The organism is Dyadobacter frigoris, from assembly GCF_005280585.1.
Classification (GTDB): Bacteria; Bacteroidota; Bacteroidia; order Cytophagales; family Spirosomataceae; genus Dyadobacter; species Dyadobacter frigoris.
Map to the genome: position 1 here is coordinate 209,761 of NZ_SZVO01000002.1, position 16,177 is coordinate 225,937.

At 40.3% G+C, this 16,177-nt stretch carries 15 protein-coding genes; 12 read left to right on the plus strand and 3 right to left on the minus strand.

Features of this window, described 5'->3' with window-relative positions:
• The first annotated feature begins 130 nt into the window (after positions 1 to 130).
• A complete protein-coding gene (locus FDK13_RS04655) occupies positions 131 to 925 on the plus strand; it encodes a queuosine precursor transporter (protein ID WP_137338826.1) in 795 nt (264 codons plus the stop codon).
• 65 nt (positions 926 to 990) lie between these two features.
• Positions 991 to 1,731, plus strand: a complete 741-nt coding sequence (locus FDK13_RS04660) for an endonuclease/exonuclease/phosphatase family protein (protein ID WP_137338827.1) — start codon at positions 991 to 993, stop codon at positions 1,729 to 1,731.
• A 118-nt stretch (positions 1,732 to 1,849) separates the two neighbouring features.
• Here FDK13_RS04660 and FDK13_RS04665 read toward each other — a convergent pair whose 3' ends face one another.
• Entirely contained in the window at positions 1,850 to 2,605 is a 756-nt protein-coding gene (locus FDK13_RS04665; protein ID WP_137338828.1) for a TrmH family RNA methyltransferase, read from the minus strand.
• On the opposite strand from FDK13_RS04665, the gene tamL reads away from it, so the two are divergent.
• The 7 genes from tamL to FDK13_RS04700 all read left to right on the plus strand — a co-directional run bounded on the left by tamL (position 2,605) and on the right by FDK13_RS04700 (position 10,572).
• Complete coding sequence (gene tamL / locus FDK13_RS04670) at positions 2,605 to 5,064, plus strand: translocation and assembly module lipoprotein TamL (RefSeq protein WP_229215904.1); 2,460 nt, start codon at positions 2,605 to 2,607, stop codon at positions 5,062 to 5,064. The two genes, FDK13_RS04665 and tamL, sit on opposite strands and share 1 nt — an antisense overlap.
• A gap of 243 nt (positions 5,065 to 5,307) precedes the next feature.
• Positions 5,308 to 6,765 (plus strand): tRNA (N6-isopentenyl adenosine(37)-C2)-methylthiotransferase MiaB, encoded by a 1,458-nt coding sequence (gene miaB, locus FDK13_RS04675; protein WP_137338829.1) that lies wholly within the window; start codon positions 5,308 to 5,310, stop codon positions 6,763 to 6,765.
• Between the two features lie 66 nt (positions 6,766 to 6,831).
• Complete coding sequence (locus FDK13_RS04680; protein WP_137338830.1) at positions 6,832 to 8,130, plus strand: sigma-54 interaction domain-containing protein; 1,299 nt, start codon at positions 6,832 to 6,834, stop codon at positions 8,128 to 8,130.
• A 9-nt stretch (positions 8,131 to 8,139) separates the two neighbouring features.
• On the plus strand, positions 8,140 to 8,718 hold the full coding sequence (locus tag FDK13_RS04685) for an LptE family protein (RefSeq protein WP_229215905.1): 579 nt from the start codon (positions 8,140 to 8,142) through the stop codon (positions 8,716 to 8,718).
• Positions 8,719 to 8,778: 60 nt separating this feature from the next.
• Positions 8,779 to 9,462 carry a DUF8458 domain-containing protein gene (locus FDK13_RS04690; RefSeq protein ID WP_137338831.1) on the plus strand — a complete coding sequence of 228 codons (684 nt, stop codon included), beginning with the start codon at positions 8,779 to 8,781 and terminating at the stop codon, positions 9,460 to 9,462.
• Between the two features lie 53 nt (positions 9,463 to 9,515).
• Positions 9,516 to 9,896, plus strand: a complete 381-nt coding sequence (gene secG / locus FDK13_RS04695; RefSeq protein ID WP_137338832.1) for a preprotein translocase subunit SecG — start codon at positions 9,516 to 9,518, stop codon at positions 9,894 to 9,896.
• Between the two features lie 94 nt (positions 9,897 to 9,990).
• Positions 9,991 to 10,572 (plus strand): LOG family protein, encoded by a 582-nt coding sequence (locus tag FDK13_RS04700; RefSeq protein WP_137338833.1) that lies wholly within the window; start codon positions 9,991 to 9,993, stop codon positions 10,570 to 10,572.
• A 61-nt stretch (positions 10,573 to 10,633) separates the two neighbouring features.
• Here the strand turns inward: FDK13_RS04700 and FDK13_RS04705 are convergent, their stop codons facing one another.
• Positions 10,634 to 11,341 (minus strand): hypothetical protein, encoded by a 708-nt coding sequence (locus FDK13_RS04705; protein ID WP_137338834.1) that lies wholly within the window; start codon positions 11,339 to 11,341, stop codon positions 10,634 to 10,636.
• A 233-nt stretch (positions 11,342 to 11,574) separates the two neighbouring features.
• Between FDK13_RS04705 and FDK13_RS04710 the strand changes: the two genes are divergently transcribed.
• Positions 11,575 to 11,871, plus strand: a complete 297-nt coding sequence (locus tag FDK13_RS04710; RefSeq protein WP_137338835.1) for a co-chaperone GroES — start codon at positions 11,575 to 11,577, stop codon at positions 11,869 to 11,871.
• A gap of 54 nt (positions 11,872 to 11,925) precedes the next feature.
• Complete coding sequence (gene groL / locus FDK13_RS04715; protein WP_137338836.1) at positions 11,926 to 13,557, plus strand: chaperonin GroEL; 1,632 nt, start codon at positions 11,926 to 11,928, stop codon at positions 13,555 to 13,557.
• 328 nt (positions 13,558 to 13,885) lie between these two features.
• Here groL and FDK13_RS04720 read toward each other — a convergent pair whose 3' ends face one another.
• A complete protein-coding gene (locus FDK13_RS04720) occupies positions 13,886 to 14,548 on the minus strand; it encodes an ABC transporter ATP-binding protein (protein ID WP_137338837.1) in 663 nt (220 codons plus the stop codon).
• A gap of 88 nt (positions 14,549 to 14,636) precedes the next feature.
• Between FDK13_RS04720 and sucC the strand changes: the two genes are divergently transcribed.
• Positions 14,637 to 15,860 (plus strand): ADP-forming succinate--CoA ligase subunit beta, encoded by a 1,224-nt coding sequence (gene sucC, locus FDK13_RS04725; protein ID WP_137338838.1) that lies wholly within the window; start codon positions 14,637 to 14,639, stop codon positions 15,858 to 15,860.
• The last annotated feature ends 317 nt before the right edge of the window (positions 15,861 to 16,177 follow it).

The window sequence follows — 16,177 nt, forward strand, 5'->3', positions numbered from 1 at the left end:
ATCGACCGTCAGATTCGGGCGAAAATTATTAAGTCGCTTAAAACTGAATGCCGATAGCCAACTGCCGAAAGCTTTTGTATTTTTCCGCTTAGCTTTTTCATAACCTACTACCTAACCCACTCTTCATTCCATGATCCAGCAATCAGTAGCAGAGCAAAAAAGACAACGCCTTTTTCTCCTGCTTTGTGGAATTTTCCTGACCAATGCGCTTATCGCCGAAATTATCGGCACAAAAATATTTTCTGTTGAAACACTTTTAGGTATAAATCCCGCCCAGATACCAATCGGCGGTACCAAACTGGATTTCAATATGACAGCCGGCGTAGTAAACTGGCCGGTCGTTTTTATTACTTCTGATATTATCAATGAATATTTTGGAACAAAAGGTGTTAAAAGAATTTCTTATCTGACGGCGATCTTTATTGTTTACACTTTCGTGACCATCTTTTTTGCTACCAAATTACCTCCTGCACAGTTCTGGCTGGATGTAAACAGCACGGATAGTCATGGAAATCATTTCAATATAAACGACGCCTTTAACAAGATTTTCAATCAGGGATTAGGGATTATGATCGGTTCGATCGTGGCATTTCTTTTGGGTCAAATTCTGGATATTTTTATTTTTTCCTGGTTAAGAAAAAGAACGGGCAGCAAACATATCTGGCTACGCGCAACGGGTTCAACCATGTTTTCCCAGCTTGTAGACAGCTTTGTCGTTTTGACAATTGCCTTTTACGTTTTTGGGAATTGGGATATGAAACAGATTTTGTCTGTGGGAAGTATCAATTATCTATACAAAGGTTCCGTAGCAATTTTACTGACGCCGATTCTTTACATCGCACATTATTTAATTGACGGCTATTTGGGTAAGGAGTATGCGGAGGAGCTGGCGCATCATGCTGCGCATGATGGGGAAGTTTTGTGAGGAGTTAGTTGTGTCTTAAAAGTGATTAAATCATATTCAGTTGCACAGTGAAATTGTAACAGATCATGAAGATTATTACCTGGAACTGCAATATGGCTTTCAGGAAAAAGGCTCGTTTTATTTTAGAGCATAATCCTGACATCCTGGTCATTCAAGAATGCGAACATCCGGATAAATTATTTTTCCCGGATGACGTTACTAAACCGACCGACGTTTTATGGTTTGGACAAAATTTCAATAAGGGACTTGCAATCTTTTCATACAATGATTTTCACCTTACTGCATTAAAAGACCAGAATGAGAATTTCCGGCATGTAATTCCAATTTCGGTAACGAGCCCTGAAATAGATTTTAATATGTTTGCAATCTGGGCAAATAATCCGCCGGATAAAGACGGAGCCTATATTGAGCAAGTTTGGAAAGCGATTGCTTACTATGACAGACTATTGATCAATACAAAGACAATATTGATAGGCGATTTTAACAGCAATAAAATTTGGGACAGAAGAGGCCGGTTAACTAATCATGAAAACATCGTAAATCTTTTAGAACAAAAAGGGATTCTCAGCACTTACCACGTTCACCATAAACAGCTACAAGGATTAGAAGCACATCCGACGCTTTACATGTATCGCCATGAGAATAAACCATATCACATCGACTATTGCTTTGCCTCCGAAGATATTATGTCAAAAATTGAAACTTTTGTAGTTGGCGACTTTGATTTCTGGAAGACTTATAGTGATCATATGCCTTTGATTGTAACATTTTCATCACATTTATTTCCAAATACTTCTCTTTGTTAGCGTTCTGACAGCGAAAAACCCTTAGGACCGGGCGACCCGTCGGACGGCAGAAAAAGCCGTCCGACGGGTATTAAAACTCCGAATTAGAAATAAATTTCTTACTTATATAGTAAAATCCTTACCCAACAATCCGCCTCATATTATCCAGCATCACCGCGGTTGCGATCCCAACATTCAATGATTCCGCCTCTCCTACTCTTGGAATTGTAATTCTATGCGTGATAAAAGATTCAACTTCCGGCCCTACGCCATTGGATTCATTTCCCATCACTACATAACCTCCATCAGCCGAAAATTTGTGCTCGTAAATGGAATCACCATTTAAAAAAGCACCGAGGATATTTCTTCCTTTTGCATGTTTGGAAAGAAATTCAGGAAGATTTGTATAGTATGTTTGTACTCTTGTAAAAGATCCTTTACTCGCCGCAATTACCTTGGGATTGTAAAAATCAGTCGTGTCCGGCGAGCAGATTATTTTTTTAACGCCATACCAGTCTGCAATGCGGATGATGGTTCCCAAATTCCCGGGATCACGAATATCATCTAAAATCAATGCATATTCCTGCATATCTGCGCTTAAAAAAACGTTATCTTTCGTCTTTGCCACAGCCAGACAAGAATCGTTGGTTTGAAATAATCCCAGACCTTCAAGTTCTTTTGGTGTAACAGTTTCGACAAGAGTTTTATGGTCAGATAAAATACTTGAGTATTTTTGTTGAAAATCCGGAGTAGCTAATATGAATTCAACTTCAAACTCTGAAGCCAACAATTCAAGTACACTTTTAGCACCTTCAACGATAAAAGCCTCGTGAAGCTGACGGTACTTCTTGATTTTCAGAGCATTAATATATTTTACACAATTTTTAGACAACATTGAATATTAGTTGTAGGGTTACATATTTCGGATATTTCTTCCTTTTCTTCCTGGGAGTGACAGGTTGCGCCCGGAAAACAAGCACTTCGACGGGCCAGTACTTTCTGGGTACTTCCACTTTTAAAGGTAATAAAGTCATCAGTGATTCTGATCTTGATGCACTTATTCCGCAGAGGCCCAACAGCCGTTTCCTTAGTTTGCCTATTTTCCCAAAAGTTGGAATTTACCAATTTGGACAGCTCTTTTATAAAAAAGAAGAAAAGCAGCGCAAGGTTATCGAAGTGACGCAAAATTATCAGAAAGAATCGCGTTTACACGAAAATAATGTCAGACAATTAGAAAAGATTCAAAGAAGATATGCCAAAAAACTGGCCCGGGCTCAAAAACGGGTTGATGAAGGCAATTTCTGGATGCGGGTTTTGGGGGAAGCGCCGGTATATTATATCCAGAGTGAAGTAGTGAAAAATGCGGAAAAGATGCAAAAGTATCTTTATAACAATGGTTTTTTTCAAAATACCGTCACTTTCAAAAATGATACGACCTTCAAACGTATTCAGGTAAAATATTTTATCAATGAAAACCGTCCTACGATTCTTGACAAAATCAATTATCAGGTGAGAAACCAGATGATTGACAGTCTCGTAAAATCCTCGTCCAAAGATGCTATGCTGATCAGTAAAAAAAGATATGACGGCGATGCTTTTGAAGAAGAAAGAGTAAGGATTGAAACGCTGCTGCGTAACCAGGGATATTTTGGTTTCTCACGTCAAAACGTTTCTTTCCTGATTAATGATACGATTACCAAACCCAAAACCGACAGCCTTTTCAGAACAGTTGATGTAAATGTGAAAGTAAGTTTGCCAGCGAAAGAAAAAAATCCTGTCCCTTATACTATACAATCCGTTCGTTTTGAGGTTTTACCACCTGCGGGATTACCGGATTCTCTTTTCAAAAAAGACACAGTTTATTCGCAGGGAATTGAATATATTTTTGCTGACAAAAAGTTTGCACCACGAATTCTGGACACAAAAATTGTTGTTCGTCCAGGACAGCTTTATAGCCAGAAAAACGAAAGAGACACACAGCGGCAACTTTCTTTAACTGATCAGTTTCGCTTTGTAAATTATAGTTTTGACTCAACAGGACATAACCTGAAGGTACATTATCAGGCAATTCCTCTGGAAAAATATCAGGTTTCAGCGGATGTTGGTTTAAATGTTATTCAGATTCAGGGCGCCCCGGGGCCATTTGCTAACCTGTCCTATAAAATCCGAAATGTATTTCATGGTCTTGAAAACTTTGAGGCGAATTTGCGTGCCGGTATTGAACTGGTGCCAGGTTTTGTAGAAAATGGTGGAATTTATAAGAGTCAGGAAATCGGCTTGAACACCTCTCTTACTTTTCCCCGTCTGCTAATTCCCGTCCGTTCTTTTCGGAACACATCAGCTAAATATAATCCACGTACCCAAATCGGTTTGGGATATAACTACGTTGAAAGGCCGGAATATACCCGTACAAATGTAAAAGTTGCCATGAGTTATTCCTGGCAGCCGACGGTCAAAACAATGTGGACACTATCGTTTATTGACCTTAACATTTTGAACACAACGAAATTACAGACAACTTTCCAGAATTTGCTTAATGAATTGTTCGAGCAGGGAAATAACCTGAAATACAGTTTCAACAAATCTTTCGTTTCAGACTTAAACCTGACATTCGTTCATAATACAAACTCAATCATCGGCCCCCAAAAAAACGCCCACTATTTTCGGGCGTCGGTTGAATCCGGTGGAACAAGTCTGAATATTTTACCAGGTCAGGAAAAATGGATTAGAAATGTTTTTGGAGATACACTGCAATTTTACAAATATTTAAGAGCAACAGTAGATTATCGCCGCTATTGGCCAACCGGAAGGCGCTCTTCCTTTATTGCCAGAATAAACAGCGGTGCGATATATAGCTATGGAAACAACAAAGTTCCGCCTTACGAAAAATATTTTTTTGCAGGAGGTTCCAATAGTTTAAGAGCATGGCTACCACGCCGGCTTGGTCCGGGTTCCGCGGCTCCGCGTATTACTTCCAATAACTTATCCATCGAAGCACCCGGCGACTTCCTGCTGGAAGGGAATCTTGAATGGCGTGGACATCTGGCAAAATTTTTCGGGGATATTAACTACGCTTTGTTTTTGGATGTTGGAAATGTCTGGAGTTTAAACAGTGCCGCACCAGAAGATCAAAAACTGAAATTGAATACATTTGTAAAAGAAATTGCTGTCGGAACGGGCTTCGGTATCCGTTATGACCTTTCTTTTTTTATATTAAGATTCGATTTCGGAACAAAAATTTACGACCCGTATACCAGTAAATTCGTCCTCGACAAACTCGAATTCAGCAAACTATTTAACAGAAGACAAGAAAACTTCCTAAACGTCAACCTTGGCGTAGGTTATCCTTTTTAAACCCTCAACTTTATTCAAGTCTCCATTTTCTAACCTCAAACTTTCAACCGCGCGGCCGCCGCTCTCCACTTTCACCTTTCAACTAATTTAACGAATCTTAACACCCAACTTCTCTGCCAGTTTGTCAGTTTATGCCGTTTTATTTGTAGCTTTGTAGTTCGTCCCCGGAACAAATCGTGATTACAAATCATTATAAGAAGACTTCCGAACTTAGAAATACACATCGTTCAATTTCACGGACAAATGGAGAACAGAATTGCGCAGAGCTTAAAAATATTGACTGAAACAGATAAAGAAGCATGTGAAACCGTGCGTCTTTTGGAAAATGAGCCTATAACCAATAAAAAACGTTTATTCATAGAAAGTTACGGCTGCCAGATGAATTTCGCAGACAGCGAAATTGTGGCTTCTGTAATGCGGGAAGCAGGTTTTGCAACAACATCCGATGCAGAAAACGCAGATCTTGTATTCCTGAACACCTGTGCGATCAGAGATAACGCCGAGCAACGTGTAAGAACACGACTAAAACAGCTTAATGTATATAAGAAAAAAAGACCGGGTATGCTGATCGGTGTATTGGGCTGCATGGCAGAACGACTAAAAGCCAAACTTCTTGAAGAAGAAAAAATGGTTGATATCGTAACCGGCCCTGATGCCTACCGGGATCTTCCAAGATTGGTTGAAGAAGCAGAAACAGGGCAAAAAGGTGTTAATGTTTTTCTTTCAAGAGAAGAAACTTACGCCGATATTTCTCCGGTCCGTTTGAATTCAAATGGCATTACAGCGCTTATTTCAATCATGCGTGGCTGTGATAATATGTGCAGCTTTTGCGTGGTGCCTTATACAAGAGGACGTGAACGCAGCCGTGATCCGGAATCCATCCTGAAAGAAGCGCAGGATTTGTTTGACAATGGCTACAAAGAAGTGACCTTGCTCGGACAAAATGTGGATAGTTATAAATATGCGAATCCTGAGAATAAAAATGAGATCGTTTCTTTTGCAAAACTTTTGGAAAGAGTTGCGCTGATCAGTCCTGAACTTCGCGTTCGTTTCAGTACCTCACATCCAAAAGATATTACGGATGAAGTGCTATATACGATCAAAAAATACGATAACATTTGCAAGTATATTCACTTACCGGCACAAAGCGGAAATACCCGTGTGCTGGAAATCATGAACCGTACTTATACCCGCGAATGGTATCTGGAAAGAATTGACAGCATCCGGAGGATTCTGGGTGACGAATGCGGAATTTCCCACGATATGATCGCCGGGTTCTGTACTGAAACAGAAGAAGAACACCAGGATTCACTTTCTTTACTGGAATATGTGAGGTTTGATTTTGGCTATATGTTCTCCTATTCCGAACGTCCGGGAACACCTGCTGCGAAGAAATTCACAGATGATATTCCTGCGGATATCAAACAAAGACGTCTGGCTGAAATTATCGAAGTGCAGCAAAGAATTTCTACCGAAAGAAATAAAAAATTGATCGGGACAATACAAAAAGTTTTGGTTGAAGGCACTTCAAAACGCTCAGATCAGGATTTTTCAGGCAGAAGTGACCAGAATAAAGTTGTTATTTTCCCGAGAGAAAATTTCAAAAAAGGTGATTATGTTAATGTGTTAATTACGGATACTACCTCGGCCACCCTGCGTGGAAAAGCTGTGGTTGAGGAAGAAATAATACAGTTAGCTTAAATAAGATAGTCCGTTGCATTAACCACAAAAGGCTAACCGCTACATGCTGGCAGCCAATCGCTCTTAATGAATCCAACAGAGATACAAGCAATAAAAAACCGGTTCGGGATTATAGGGACGTCGCCTGCGTTGAATCATGCTATTAATGTGGCGGTTCAGGTAGCGGCAACCGATCTTACAGTTTTGATAACAGGAGAAAGCGGAAGTGGAAAGGAATCATTTTCGAAAATCATACATAGCATTAGTTCCAGAAAACACGGTCCTTTTATAGCGATTAACTGTGGAGCGATTCCGGAAGGAACCATTGACTCAGAACTTTTCGGTCATGAAAAAGGTGCTTTTACCGGTGCTCTGGATTCAAGAAAAGGTTATTTTGAAACAACAAACGGAGGAACAATTTTCCTGGATGAAGTAGGAGAAATGCCCTTGGGTACACAATCGAGGTTACTCCGGGTTTTGGAAAATGGTGAATATATCCGTGTCGGATCTTCCAAAGTTTTGAAAACCAATGTCCGCGTAGTAGCTGCTACGAATGTGAATCTTCTGGAAGCTGTGAATAATGGAAGATTCCGTGAAGATTTATATTACCGTTTAAATACCGTCCCAATTTACGTACCGCCTTTGCGCGAACGTGGCGAGGATGTGCTTTTACTTTTCAGAAAATTTACCAATGATTTTTCTGAAAGATATCGTACAAAAGCAGTCAGACTGGATGTTGACGCACGAGAATTGTTGATGCGTTATGAATTTCCGGGAAATATTCGTCAGCTTAAAAACATTGCCGAGCAGATTACTATTCTTGAAACAGATAAGGATTTGCCGATCAATGGAGCGACATTAAATAATTATCTGAATCCATTACAGCCCTCGAGCCGTAAAGCGCTGATTCCGCTCAGACAAGGAGATGATTCTTCAACTTCATTTTCGGAAAGAGAATTGCTGTATAAGGTTTTGTTTGACATGCGCCGCGATATGACTGAGCTCAAAAAGCTGGTGCGTAACGTATTGGAAAATGAAAAATATGGTGGTGATATTCTGAAAGATCATCAGGAGTTGTTCAGTTCGATAAACAATCCGGAGCCCGTTGTTTCCACGCCAACGACTGAACCTACAAGATTACTCACGCCACCTCAGCAATCCCGAACCGTTGATCTTGACCGGTATTCTGACGAACGCGGAGAAATTGAGGATGTTTTGCACGTTGCAGCGGAAGAAGAATCGCTTTCTCTGGAAGACAAGGAAAAAGAAATGATCATTAAGGCCCTGCGAAAAAATAATAACAAACGAAAATACGCGGCCAGTGCATTGGGAATTTCCGAACGTACGTTATATCGGAAAATCAAACAATACGATATCGAGGAATAGAAGTGTGTTATGAAAATTGAAATGTCAAAAATGAATTTTTCAGGAAAAATATTAAAAAAAATAACCACGTCCTCTCTGGCCGCCAGGAGATTAATGTCGCTGTTTTTCATTTTAAATGTTTCCTTTCTGGTTTCCAGCTGCGGCGTTTATTCTTTTACAGGAACGAGTTTATCTCCTGATATCAAGACATTTACGATCATCAATTTCAACATGGCAACTGCCGGAGGACCGTCGGATCTTCCACAAAAATTAACGGAGCAGGTTAAAGAGTATTTCCAGAAAAATACGAGCTTGACTTTACAGCAAAATGGAGGCGACCTTCTTCTGGAAGGAACCATTACCGGTTATGATGTTTTGGCCGCAGCTCCAACAGCGAATGACCAGGCCGGGCTTAACCGTCTGAATGTAACGGTGCAGGTAAGGTTTACAAATGCAAAAGACGAAACCAAAAACTTTGACCAGTCGTTTACTTATTACGCCGATTTTCCTCAGGATCAAACGCTTAACCAGAACGAATCGAGATTATTACCTACGATCCAGGAAAACCTCGTTCAGCAGATATTCAATAAATCTGCTGCGGACTGGTAAGAAGTTACTCTTTGTTTTAAATTCAGTTATTATTTTTCAAAATCAAAACATTACGGTTTAATGGCAATCGTTGATAAGGAAACGTTTAGTCGTCTGGTAAAATATCCCAACGACCTTGACGTATCGGTAATTCCACAGCTTGAAGCTACAATCAAGGCTTTTCCGTATTGTCAAATATCTTATTCCTTGTTAGCCAAGGCATCGGTTCAGGCAGATACCGATCAATTGAATGATAATACGCCACGTGCTGCGGCCTATGCTTTGAGCAGGATTGCGCTTCAACAGCTTGTTGAAGGAAAATATAAATCAAATGATTCCGGAATTTCATCCGCCAATGTTGATGTGTTAACGGAAGAATTGCCGGCAACAGTAAGTGAAGATATTCTGGAAGTACTGGAAGCCAAAGAAATAAAGGTAAATCCGGTATCCAGTATATCAGAATTACAAAAAAAACAGCAGCAGATTATTGAAGGTTTTATCAAAAATAATCCCCGAATGGGTGCGATAAAGCAAGATATGAATGCTGAACCGTTGGCTTTGGATCTTACAGGAAGAGTGGCACAATCCAATTCTTCCGAATCTTTCGGGGGAGGAATTGAGACAGAAGCATTTGCCAAAATTTTGGTCCGTCAAGGCAAAACAGATAAGGCAATTGACATATATCAAAAATTGATTTTGAAAAAACCAGAAAAAAAGGATTACTTTGCGAAAAAATTAAGTGAACTGATTCACAGCGGATCTTAATTACTACTTACTTTTTAATTGCGTATTCATTCATTCTATATTATATACAAGGCATGTATTTGGGTTTGATTATTCTGGTTGCGATCGTCGCAGTATTATTGATTCTGGTGGTATTGGTTCAAAATTCAAAAGGAGGAGGTCTTTCGAGTGAATTTAGTGGCGCAGGTACTGCACAAATGTTCGGTGTTAAAAAGACCACTGATTTGCTTGAACAAATCACTTGGGGATTGGCAGCGGGAATAATTGTTATTTCACTGGCATCTTACATTATCGCCAGCGGAGGCGCTTCTGATGCAGGTGTGATCAACAGCGTAAACATTGAAAAAGCACAAAACACAGTAGTTCCTGGCGCAAAATTGCCAACAGCTCCTGCACCGGGAGCCACCGCTCCGGCAGCAACTACGCCCGCAGCACCTGCTGATACAACAAAATAAAAAAACATTACGTTTTTACGTGCAGCTAATATCGACAGATTGATTTGTCTTTATTAGCTGCATTTTTTTACAATACAATCTGTCATAAAATAAGATGAAAAGGATCACGGTATTTTGCGGATCAAGTTTTGGGACTGATTCCATTTACAAAGAACGGGCAACCGCACTTGGTAACGCTTTGGCGAAAAACGAAATTGAACTGGTTTATGGAGGCGCTAATGTCGGATTAATGGGCGCAGTCGCGGATGGTGTTTTAAGTGAAGGAGGAAAAGTAATAGGCGTTCTGCCGCATTTTCTTCAATCCAAGGAAATTGCTCATACAGGATTAACCGAATTGATTCTGGTTGAAACCATGCACGAAAGGAAAACCAGGATGAACGACTTGTGCGATGGTGTCATTGCACTTCCCGGCGGTTTTGGAACATTGGAAGAGTTTTTTGAAATGCTGACCTGGGCACAACTTGGTCTTCATAAAAAACCCATTGCAATTTTAAATATTGACGGTTTTTATGATTCATTAAGTGTTTTAATCCAGGTCATGACAGACAAAGGTTTTCTAAAACCCGTAAACCAGAAAATGCTGCTGGTAAGTGATAATATTGAGGAACTGTTAACCAGGATGAGTGAATATGTAGCACCCGAAGTTGGTAAATGGATTAGTAAGACAACTGCCTAATAATAAATATTTTCGAAGACAAAGTTTGATTGCCGACAGCCGAAAGCCGACGGCAACCGTATCAGGCCACATTCATTTGCTTCACAATAAGTCGCTGAACAACCGGCAACAAAGTTTCTTCCAAAGGATAATCGTATTTCGATTCGATCATATACGTAGCAGGATTCGGCCAGGCCTGAAATTTTCTTGTCAGATCAATTTTTATCTGTTCCAGCGTAGTTCCAATACTTGTACGCACAGAATCTACATAAACTGTTTTCAAACTCCTTTCCCGCATTTGATTATATAGTGCAAGCTCATAGCGAAAAATGGTGATCATCCTTTCGTAATTATTTAGAAAAAAAAGATACCCTTCCTCAGTACGAAGCGGAACAATACCAACCGGTGAAATTTTTATATTTTCTCCAACTTCTGAAAACCGGTCAGAACCTTCTTCCACAGATTTTGAAAATCTTGGAATAGCAAAATCCAGGATATAGTTTAATTGAGACAGATAGGCGTCATCATGAAGCGTATCTTCATATACCAGCTTCGCAGCGGACAAGTCCACTCCTTTCAGCTTTTTTGGAAAAGAATCCTGGATCGCATTTTTATTTGCCTGCAAATTCTGGCAGGAATCCAGGTGTAATTTCAGTTCCTGTAAATAAGGATAAAGGCGGTTAGAATTAAATTCACCGTCGATATGCTGAAGATATGCCATCAGCACATATTTTTTGTATTCAAAATCAAAAATACCTTCCGTCAACCAATCATTATGAAGCTTCGTCATTGTATTCGCCTGTTTTGATGCCTGCTAAAATTTAGTCAATTCTGACGATATACCAAATTAATGTATTTCCATGACATATAAATTATTATAAAATTCATATCGAAGCAGGTTTACATACAAAATTGTCATACCGCCCCTGAAAAAATGTCAGAGGAAACGGGCTGGCATAGATTGTGCTTTATGGTTGCAAGTCATATCAATACTGACAACTTAAAAATAAACGTTTAATATCTATGTCAACTTTAGCAGAAATACAAGTGAACGTACAACCTCTGGCTGATCGTGTTCTTGTAGAACCAGCCCCAGCCGAAGAAAAAACAGCATTTGGTATCATTATTCCTGATACTGCAAAAGAAAAACCACAACGCGGTACAGTAGTAGCAGTTGGACCAGGCAAAAAAGATGAGCCTATGACTGTTAAAGTAGGAGACACCGTATTATACGGAAAATATTCAGGTACTGAATTGGCATATGAAGGCAAAGATTGCCTTATCATGCGTGAATCAGATATCTACGCTATCATTGGCTAGTCATCTGACACCATCGGTATTTAAAATCTTAAAAAATTAAAATCAAAAATTAGAATGGCTAAGAAAATATTTTTTGACATTGAAGCCCGCGATAAAATAAAAAAGGGTGTTGACACTTTGGCTGACGCCGTAAAGGTAACTTTGGGACCTCGTGGTCGTAACGTAGTTATTGATAAAAAATTCGGTTCACCTAGCATTACAAAAGATGGTGTAACTGTTGCGAAAGAAATCGATTTGAAAGATCCTTTCGAAAACATGGGTGCTCAATTGGTTAAAGAAGTAGCTTCTAAAACTGCTGATTCAGCGGGTGATGGTACTACAACTGCAACGGTTTTGGCTCAGGCTATCTACTCTATCGGAGTGAAAAACGTAGCTGCTGGTGCTAATCCGATGGATTTGAAACGCGGTATCGAAAAAGCGGTTGCTGCTGTTGTTAAAAATCTTGAAGCTCAGAAAAAAGATATCTCTACTTCAAAAGAAATCGCTCAGGTTGCTACTATTTCAGCTAACCATGACGAAGAAATCGGTAATATGATTGCCGAAGCGATGGAAAAAGTAGGTAAAGAAGGTGTTATCACTGTTGAAGAAGCTCGTGGTACTGAAACAGAAGTTAAAACTGTTGAAGGTATGCAGTTTGACCGTGGATACCTTTCTCCATATTTTGTTACAAACACTGAGAAAATGGAAGCTGATCTTGAGCGTCCATTCATTCTTATTTCTGAGAAGAAAGTTTCTTCAATGAAAGAACTTCTTCCGGTTTTGGAAGCAGTTGCTCAAACTGGCCGTCCTTTGCTTATTTTGGCAGAAGATGTTGACGGAGAAGCGTTGGCTACATTGGTAGTTAACAAAATCCGTGGCGCTTTGAAAGTTGCTGCTGTTAAAGCTCCTGGTTTTGGTGACCGTCGTAAAGCTATGCTTGAAGACATCGCGATCATCACGGGTGGTACTGTAATTTCAGAAGAACGCGGTTTCAAATTGGAAAGCGTTACTTTGGATTACCTTGGTACTTGCGAAAAAGCAATTATCGACAAAGACAACACAACTTTGGTTAATGGTGCAGGTAACTCTGAAGATATCCAGAGCCGTGTTAACCAGATCAAAGCTCAGATCGAAAATACAACTTCTGATTACGATCGTGAAAAACTTCAGGAACGTCTTGCTAAATTGTCAGGTGGTGTTGCCATCTTGTACATTGGTGCAGTGACAGAAGTTGAAATGAAAGAGAAAAAAGACCGTGTTGACGATGCATTGCATGCAACCCGTGCTGCTGTTGAAGAAGGTATCGTAGCTGGTGGTGGTGTTGCTTATATCCGCGCAACTGCTGCTCTTGACGGACTTGTTGGAAACAACGACGACGAAAATACAGGTATCAACATCATCCGTGTAGCGCTTGAAGCTCCATTGAGAACAATCGTTTCTAACTCTGGTCAGGAACCATCTGTTGTTGTGGCAAAAGTGAAAGAAGGAACTGGTGCTTATGGTTACAATGCTAAAGACAATGTTTACACAGACTTGTTAGAAGCTGGTATCATCGATCCTAAGAAAGTTTCCCGTCTTGCTTTGGAAAACGCAGCGTCTATCGCAGGTTTGTTGTTAACAACAGAATGTGTAATTGCTGACGATCCGGAAGAAAGTGCTGCACCAATGGGTGGCGGACACGGCGGTGGAATGGGTGGAATGATGTAATCATCCCTTAGTCATATAGATTAGGCAAAAAATAGCCGTCCGGAAATTCCGGACGGCTATTTGCTTTACTCAACGTTATGAAAATCTCCAACCCTAAGGAAATTTAAATATTAGACGGTCTGGTTTAAACTAAGTCACAATACAATTGAAAATATTTCAAATTATTTTTTCATGATCATTTTAAACAAAAAAAATGGCCGTCCGGAAAATCCGAACGGCTATTTACTTTACTCAACGTTATGAAAAACTTCCCCATTATGACGTGGTCATATCAGGCAAGTCACTGTTGAAACAAAAAAAAATAACAATTTGTTTACTTATCTGTATTTTATAGTAACATTTTTCCATCCTGCATGACAACCCGCCTGTCTGCCATCTCTGCTAAATCCTCATTATGAGTGACTATGATGAATGTGTGACCAAGTTCATCTCTCAATTTAAAAAATAATTTATGCAAGTCTAATGCGTTTTGCGAGTCAAGGTTTCCGCTTGGTTCGTCAGCCAAAACGATGGCAGGTTTGTTCAGTAAAGCACGTGCAACGGCCACTCTTTGCTGCTCACCACCGGAAAGCTGGGAAGGTAAATGATTGATCCGATCCGATAATCCTAATAGTCCCAATAACTCCTCTCCTCTTCTTTTTATTTCTTTTTCAGTAAGTCCGGCATTGATATAACCGGGCATGCACACATTTTCCAAAGCCGTAAATTCAGCAAGAAGATTATGGAATTGAAAGATAAAACCGATCTTTTCATTTCTGAACCGGGCAAGATCTTTATCTCCTAAAGAAGAAACATTTGTATCTCCGATAAATACCTGTCCTTCATCAGGCCGATCCAGCGTTCCCAGTATATGCAGCAGTGTACTCTTCCCTGCTCCCGATGCTCCGACAATCGCTACAACCTCTCCGCTGTTGACCTCAATATCTATTCCTTTTAGAACCTGCAAGGCGCCATATGTGCGCTTTATTCCATTTGCCCGAAGTAAATTCATATTATGAAAAGATAATTAGGGAAAAAGCTACCCCCGTTTTGATTAATTCCTTAATTTGCCGTGAAAATACCAATTTACTTTTATACTCATGAATATTCACGAATATCAAGGCAAAAGTGTCCTTAAAAAATACGGCGTACGTATTCAGGAAGGACTTGTTGCCGACACCCCCGACAAGGCGGTGGAAGTCGCCCGTGAGATTAGCCAGCAGACAGGTACCAAATGGTATGTGGTTAAGTCACAGATTCACGCGGGTGGGCGTGGTAAAGGCAGAATTGTTGGCAGCGAACAACGCGGCGTTGCTTTGGCAAAATCTGTTGAAGATGTGCGTACAATAGCAAATAACATTCTGGGAAAAGTACTTGTTACGCACCAGACCGGCCCTGAAGGTAAGCGAGTGAACAAGGTTTTGATTGCCGAGGATGTTTACTATCCGGGTATCAGTGAACCGAAAGAGTACTATCTGTCTATTCTGCTTGACAGAGGCAGAAACTGTAATGTCATCATGGCAAGTACAGAAGGTGGTATGGATATCGAGGAGGTTGCCGAGCATTCTCCTGAAAAAATCATGAAAGAATGGATTGATCCAAAAGTTGGATTACAACCTTTCCAGGCGCGTAAAGTTGCTTTTGCTCTTGGTTTGGAAGGCGATGCTTTCAAAGAAATGGTGAAATTTATCGGTTCTCTTTACAAAGCGTACATTGAGAGCGATGCCGCGATGTTTGAAATCAACCCGGTTTTAAAAACATCAGATAATAAAATTCTTGCAGTTGATGCAAAAGTGGATCTGGATGACAACGCGTTGTTCCGTCACCCTGAACTTGCAGAGATGCGTGATACCAACGAAGAAGATCCTTTGGAAGTAGAAGCAGGTGCAAACAACCTGAACTATGTAAAACTGGATGGAAACGTAGGTTGTATGGTAAATGGTGCCGGTCTTGCGATGGCTACTATGGACCTTATCAAGCTTTCAGGCGGCGAGCCGGCTAACTTCCTGGATGTTGGGGGTGGAGCGAACGCGCGTACCGTAGAAGCAGGTTTCCGTATCATCCTTAAAGATCCTAATGTTAAGGCTATCCTTATCAATATCTTTGGTGGTATCGTTCGTTGCGACCGTGTTGCGGCAGGTGTTGTTGAAGCATACAAAGCGATCGGCGAAATTCCTGTTCCAATCATCGTCCGTCTGCAAGGAACAAATGCTGAAGAAGGAGCACGTATTATTAACGAATCAGGTTTGAAAGTTCAGTCTGCGATTGAATTTAAAGAAGCTGCTGCGAAAGTTTCAGAAGTTTTGGCTCAGTTGAATGCTTAATTCTTTTTGAATAATATTGAAAAAGGGCGATCGCGAGGTCGTCCTTTTTTGTTGTTGGTCTCATTAATTAATTGTCATGTAATTATTTCGGTGCGCCGCACCTTTCAGATAGCCGGTCACTTTTGGCTTCTACAAATATTTTGGTGCTCCGCACCTTTTCCGAATGAAGTATATGTTTAAAAGATGCAGAGCACCGCAAATATTTGTAGAAAATGAAGCTAGAACATCCCCCAAAAAAAGGTGCAGAGCACTGAAATATTTGTAGAAACGAAGCTGAAAAATCCCAAAGGTCAAAGGCGCAGAGCACTGCAATAGTT

Bases quoted from the DNA above. Each gene is read 5' to 3' on its own strand.
- FDK13_RS04685 (WP_229215905.1), top strand. From the start codon at position 8,140: ATGAAAATTGAAATGTCAAAAATGAATTTTTCAGGAAAAATATTAAAA.
- FDK13_RS04710 (WP_137338835.1), top strand. From the start codon at position 11,575: ATGTCAACTTTAGCAGAAATACAAGTGAACGTACAACCTCTGGCTGAT.
- sucC (WP_137338838.1), top strand. From the start codon at position 14,637: ATGAATATTCACGAATATCAAGGCAAAAGTGTCCTTAAAAAATACGGC.
- FDK13_RS04720 (WP_137338837.1), bottom strand. From the start codon at position 14,548: ATGAATTTACTTCGGGCAAATGGAATAAAGCGCACATATGGCGCCTTG.
- groL (WP_137338836.1), top strand. From the start codon at position 11,926: ATGGCTAAGAAAATATTTTTTGACATTGAAGCCCGCGATAAAATAAAA.
- FDK13_RS04660 (WP_137338827.1), top strand. From the start codon at position 991: ATGAAGATTATTACCTGGAACTGCAATATGGCTTTCAGGAAAAAGGCT.
- FDK13_RS04700 (WP_137338833.1), top strand. From the start codon at position 9,991: ATGAAAAGGATCACGGTATTTTGCGGATCAAGTTTTGGGACTGATTCC.
- secG (WP_137338832.1), top strand. From the start codon at position 9,516: ATGTATTTGGGTTTGATTATTCTGGTTGCGATCGTCGCAGTATTATTG.
- FDK13_RS04705 (WP_137338834.1), bottom strand. From the start codon at position 11,341: ATGACGAAGCTTCATAATGATTGGTTGACGGAAGGTATTTTTGATTTT.
- FDK13_RS04680 (WP_137338830.1), top strand. From the start codon at position 6,832: ATGAATCCAACAGAGATACAAGCAATAAAAAACCGGTTCGGGATTATA.
- FDK13_RS04690 (WP_137338831.1), top strand. From the start codon at position 8,779: ATGGCAATCGTTGATAAGGAAACGTTTAGTCGTCTGGTAAAATATCCC.
- miaB (WP_137338829.1), top strand. From the start codon at position 5,308: ATGGAGAACAGAATTGCGCAGAGCTTAAAAATATTGACTGAAACAGAT.
- FDK13_RS04655 (WP_137338826.1), top strand. From the start codon at position 131: ATGATCCAGCAATCAGTAGCAGAGCAAAAAAGACAACGCCTTTTTCTC.
- FDK13_RS04665 (WP_137338828.1), bottom strand. From the start codon at position 2,605: ATGTTGTCTAAAAATTGTGTAAAATATATTAATGCTCTGAAAATCAAG.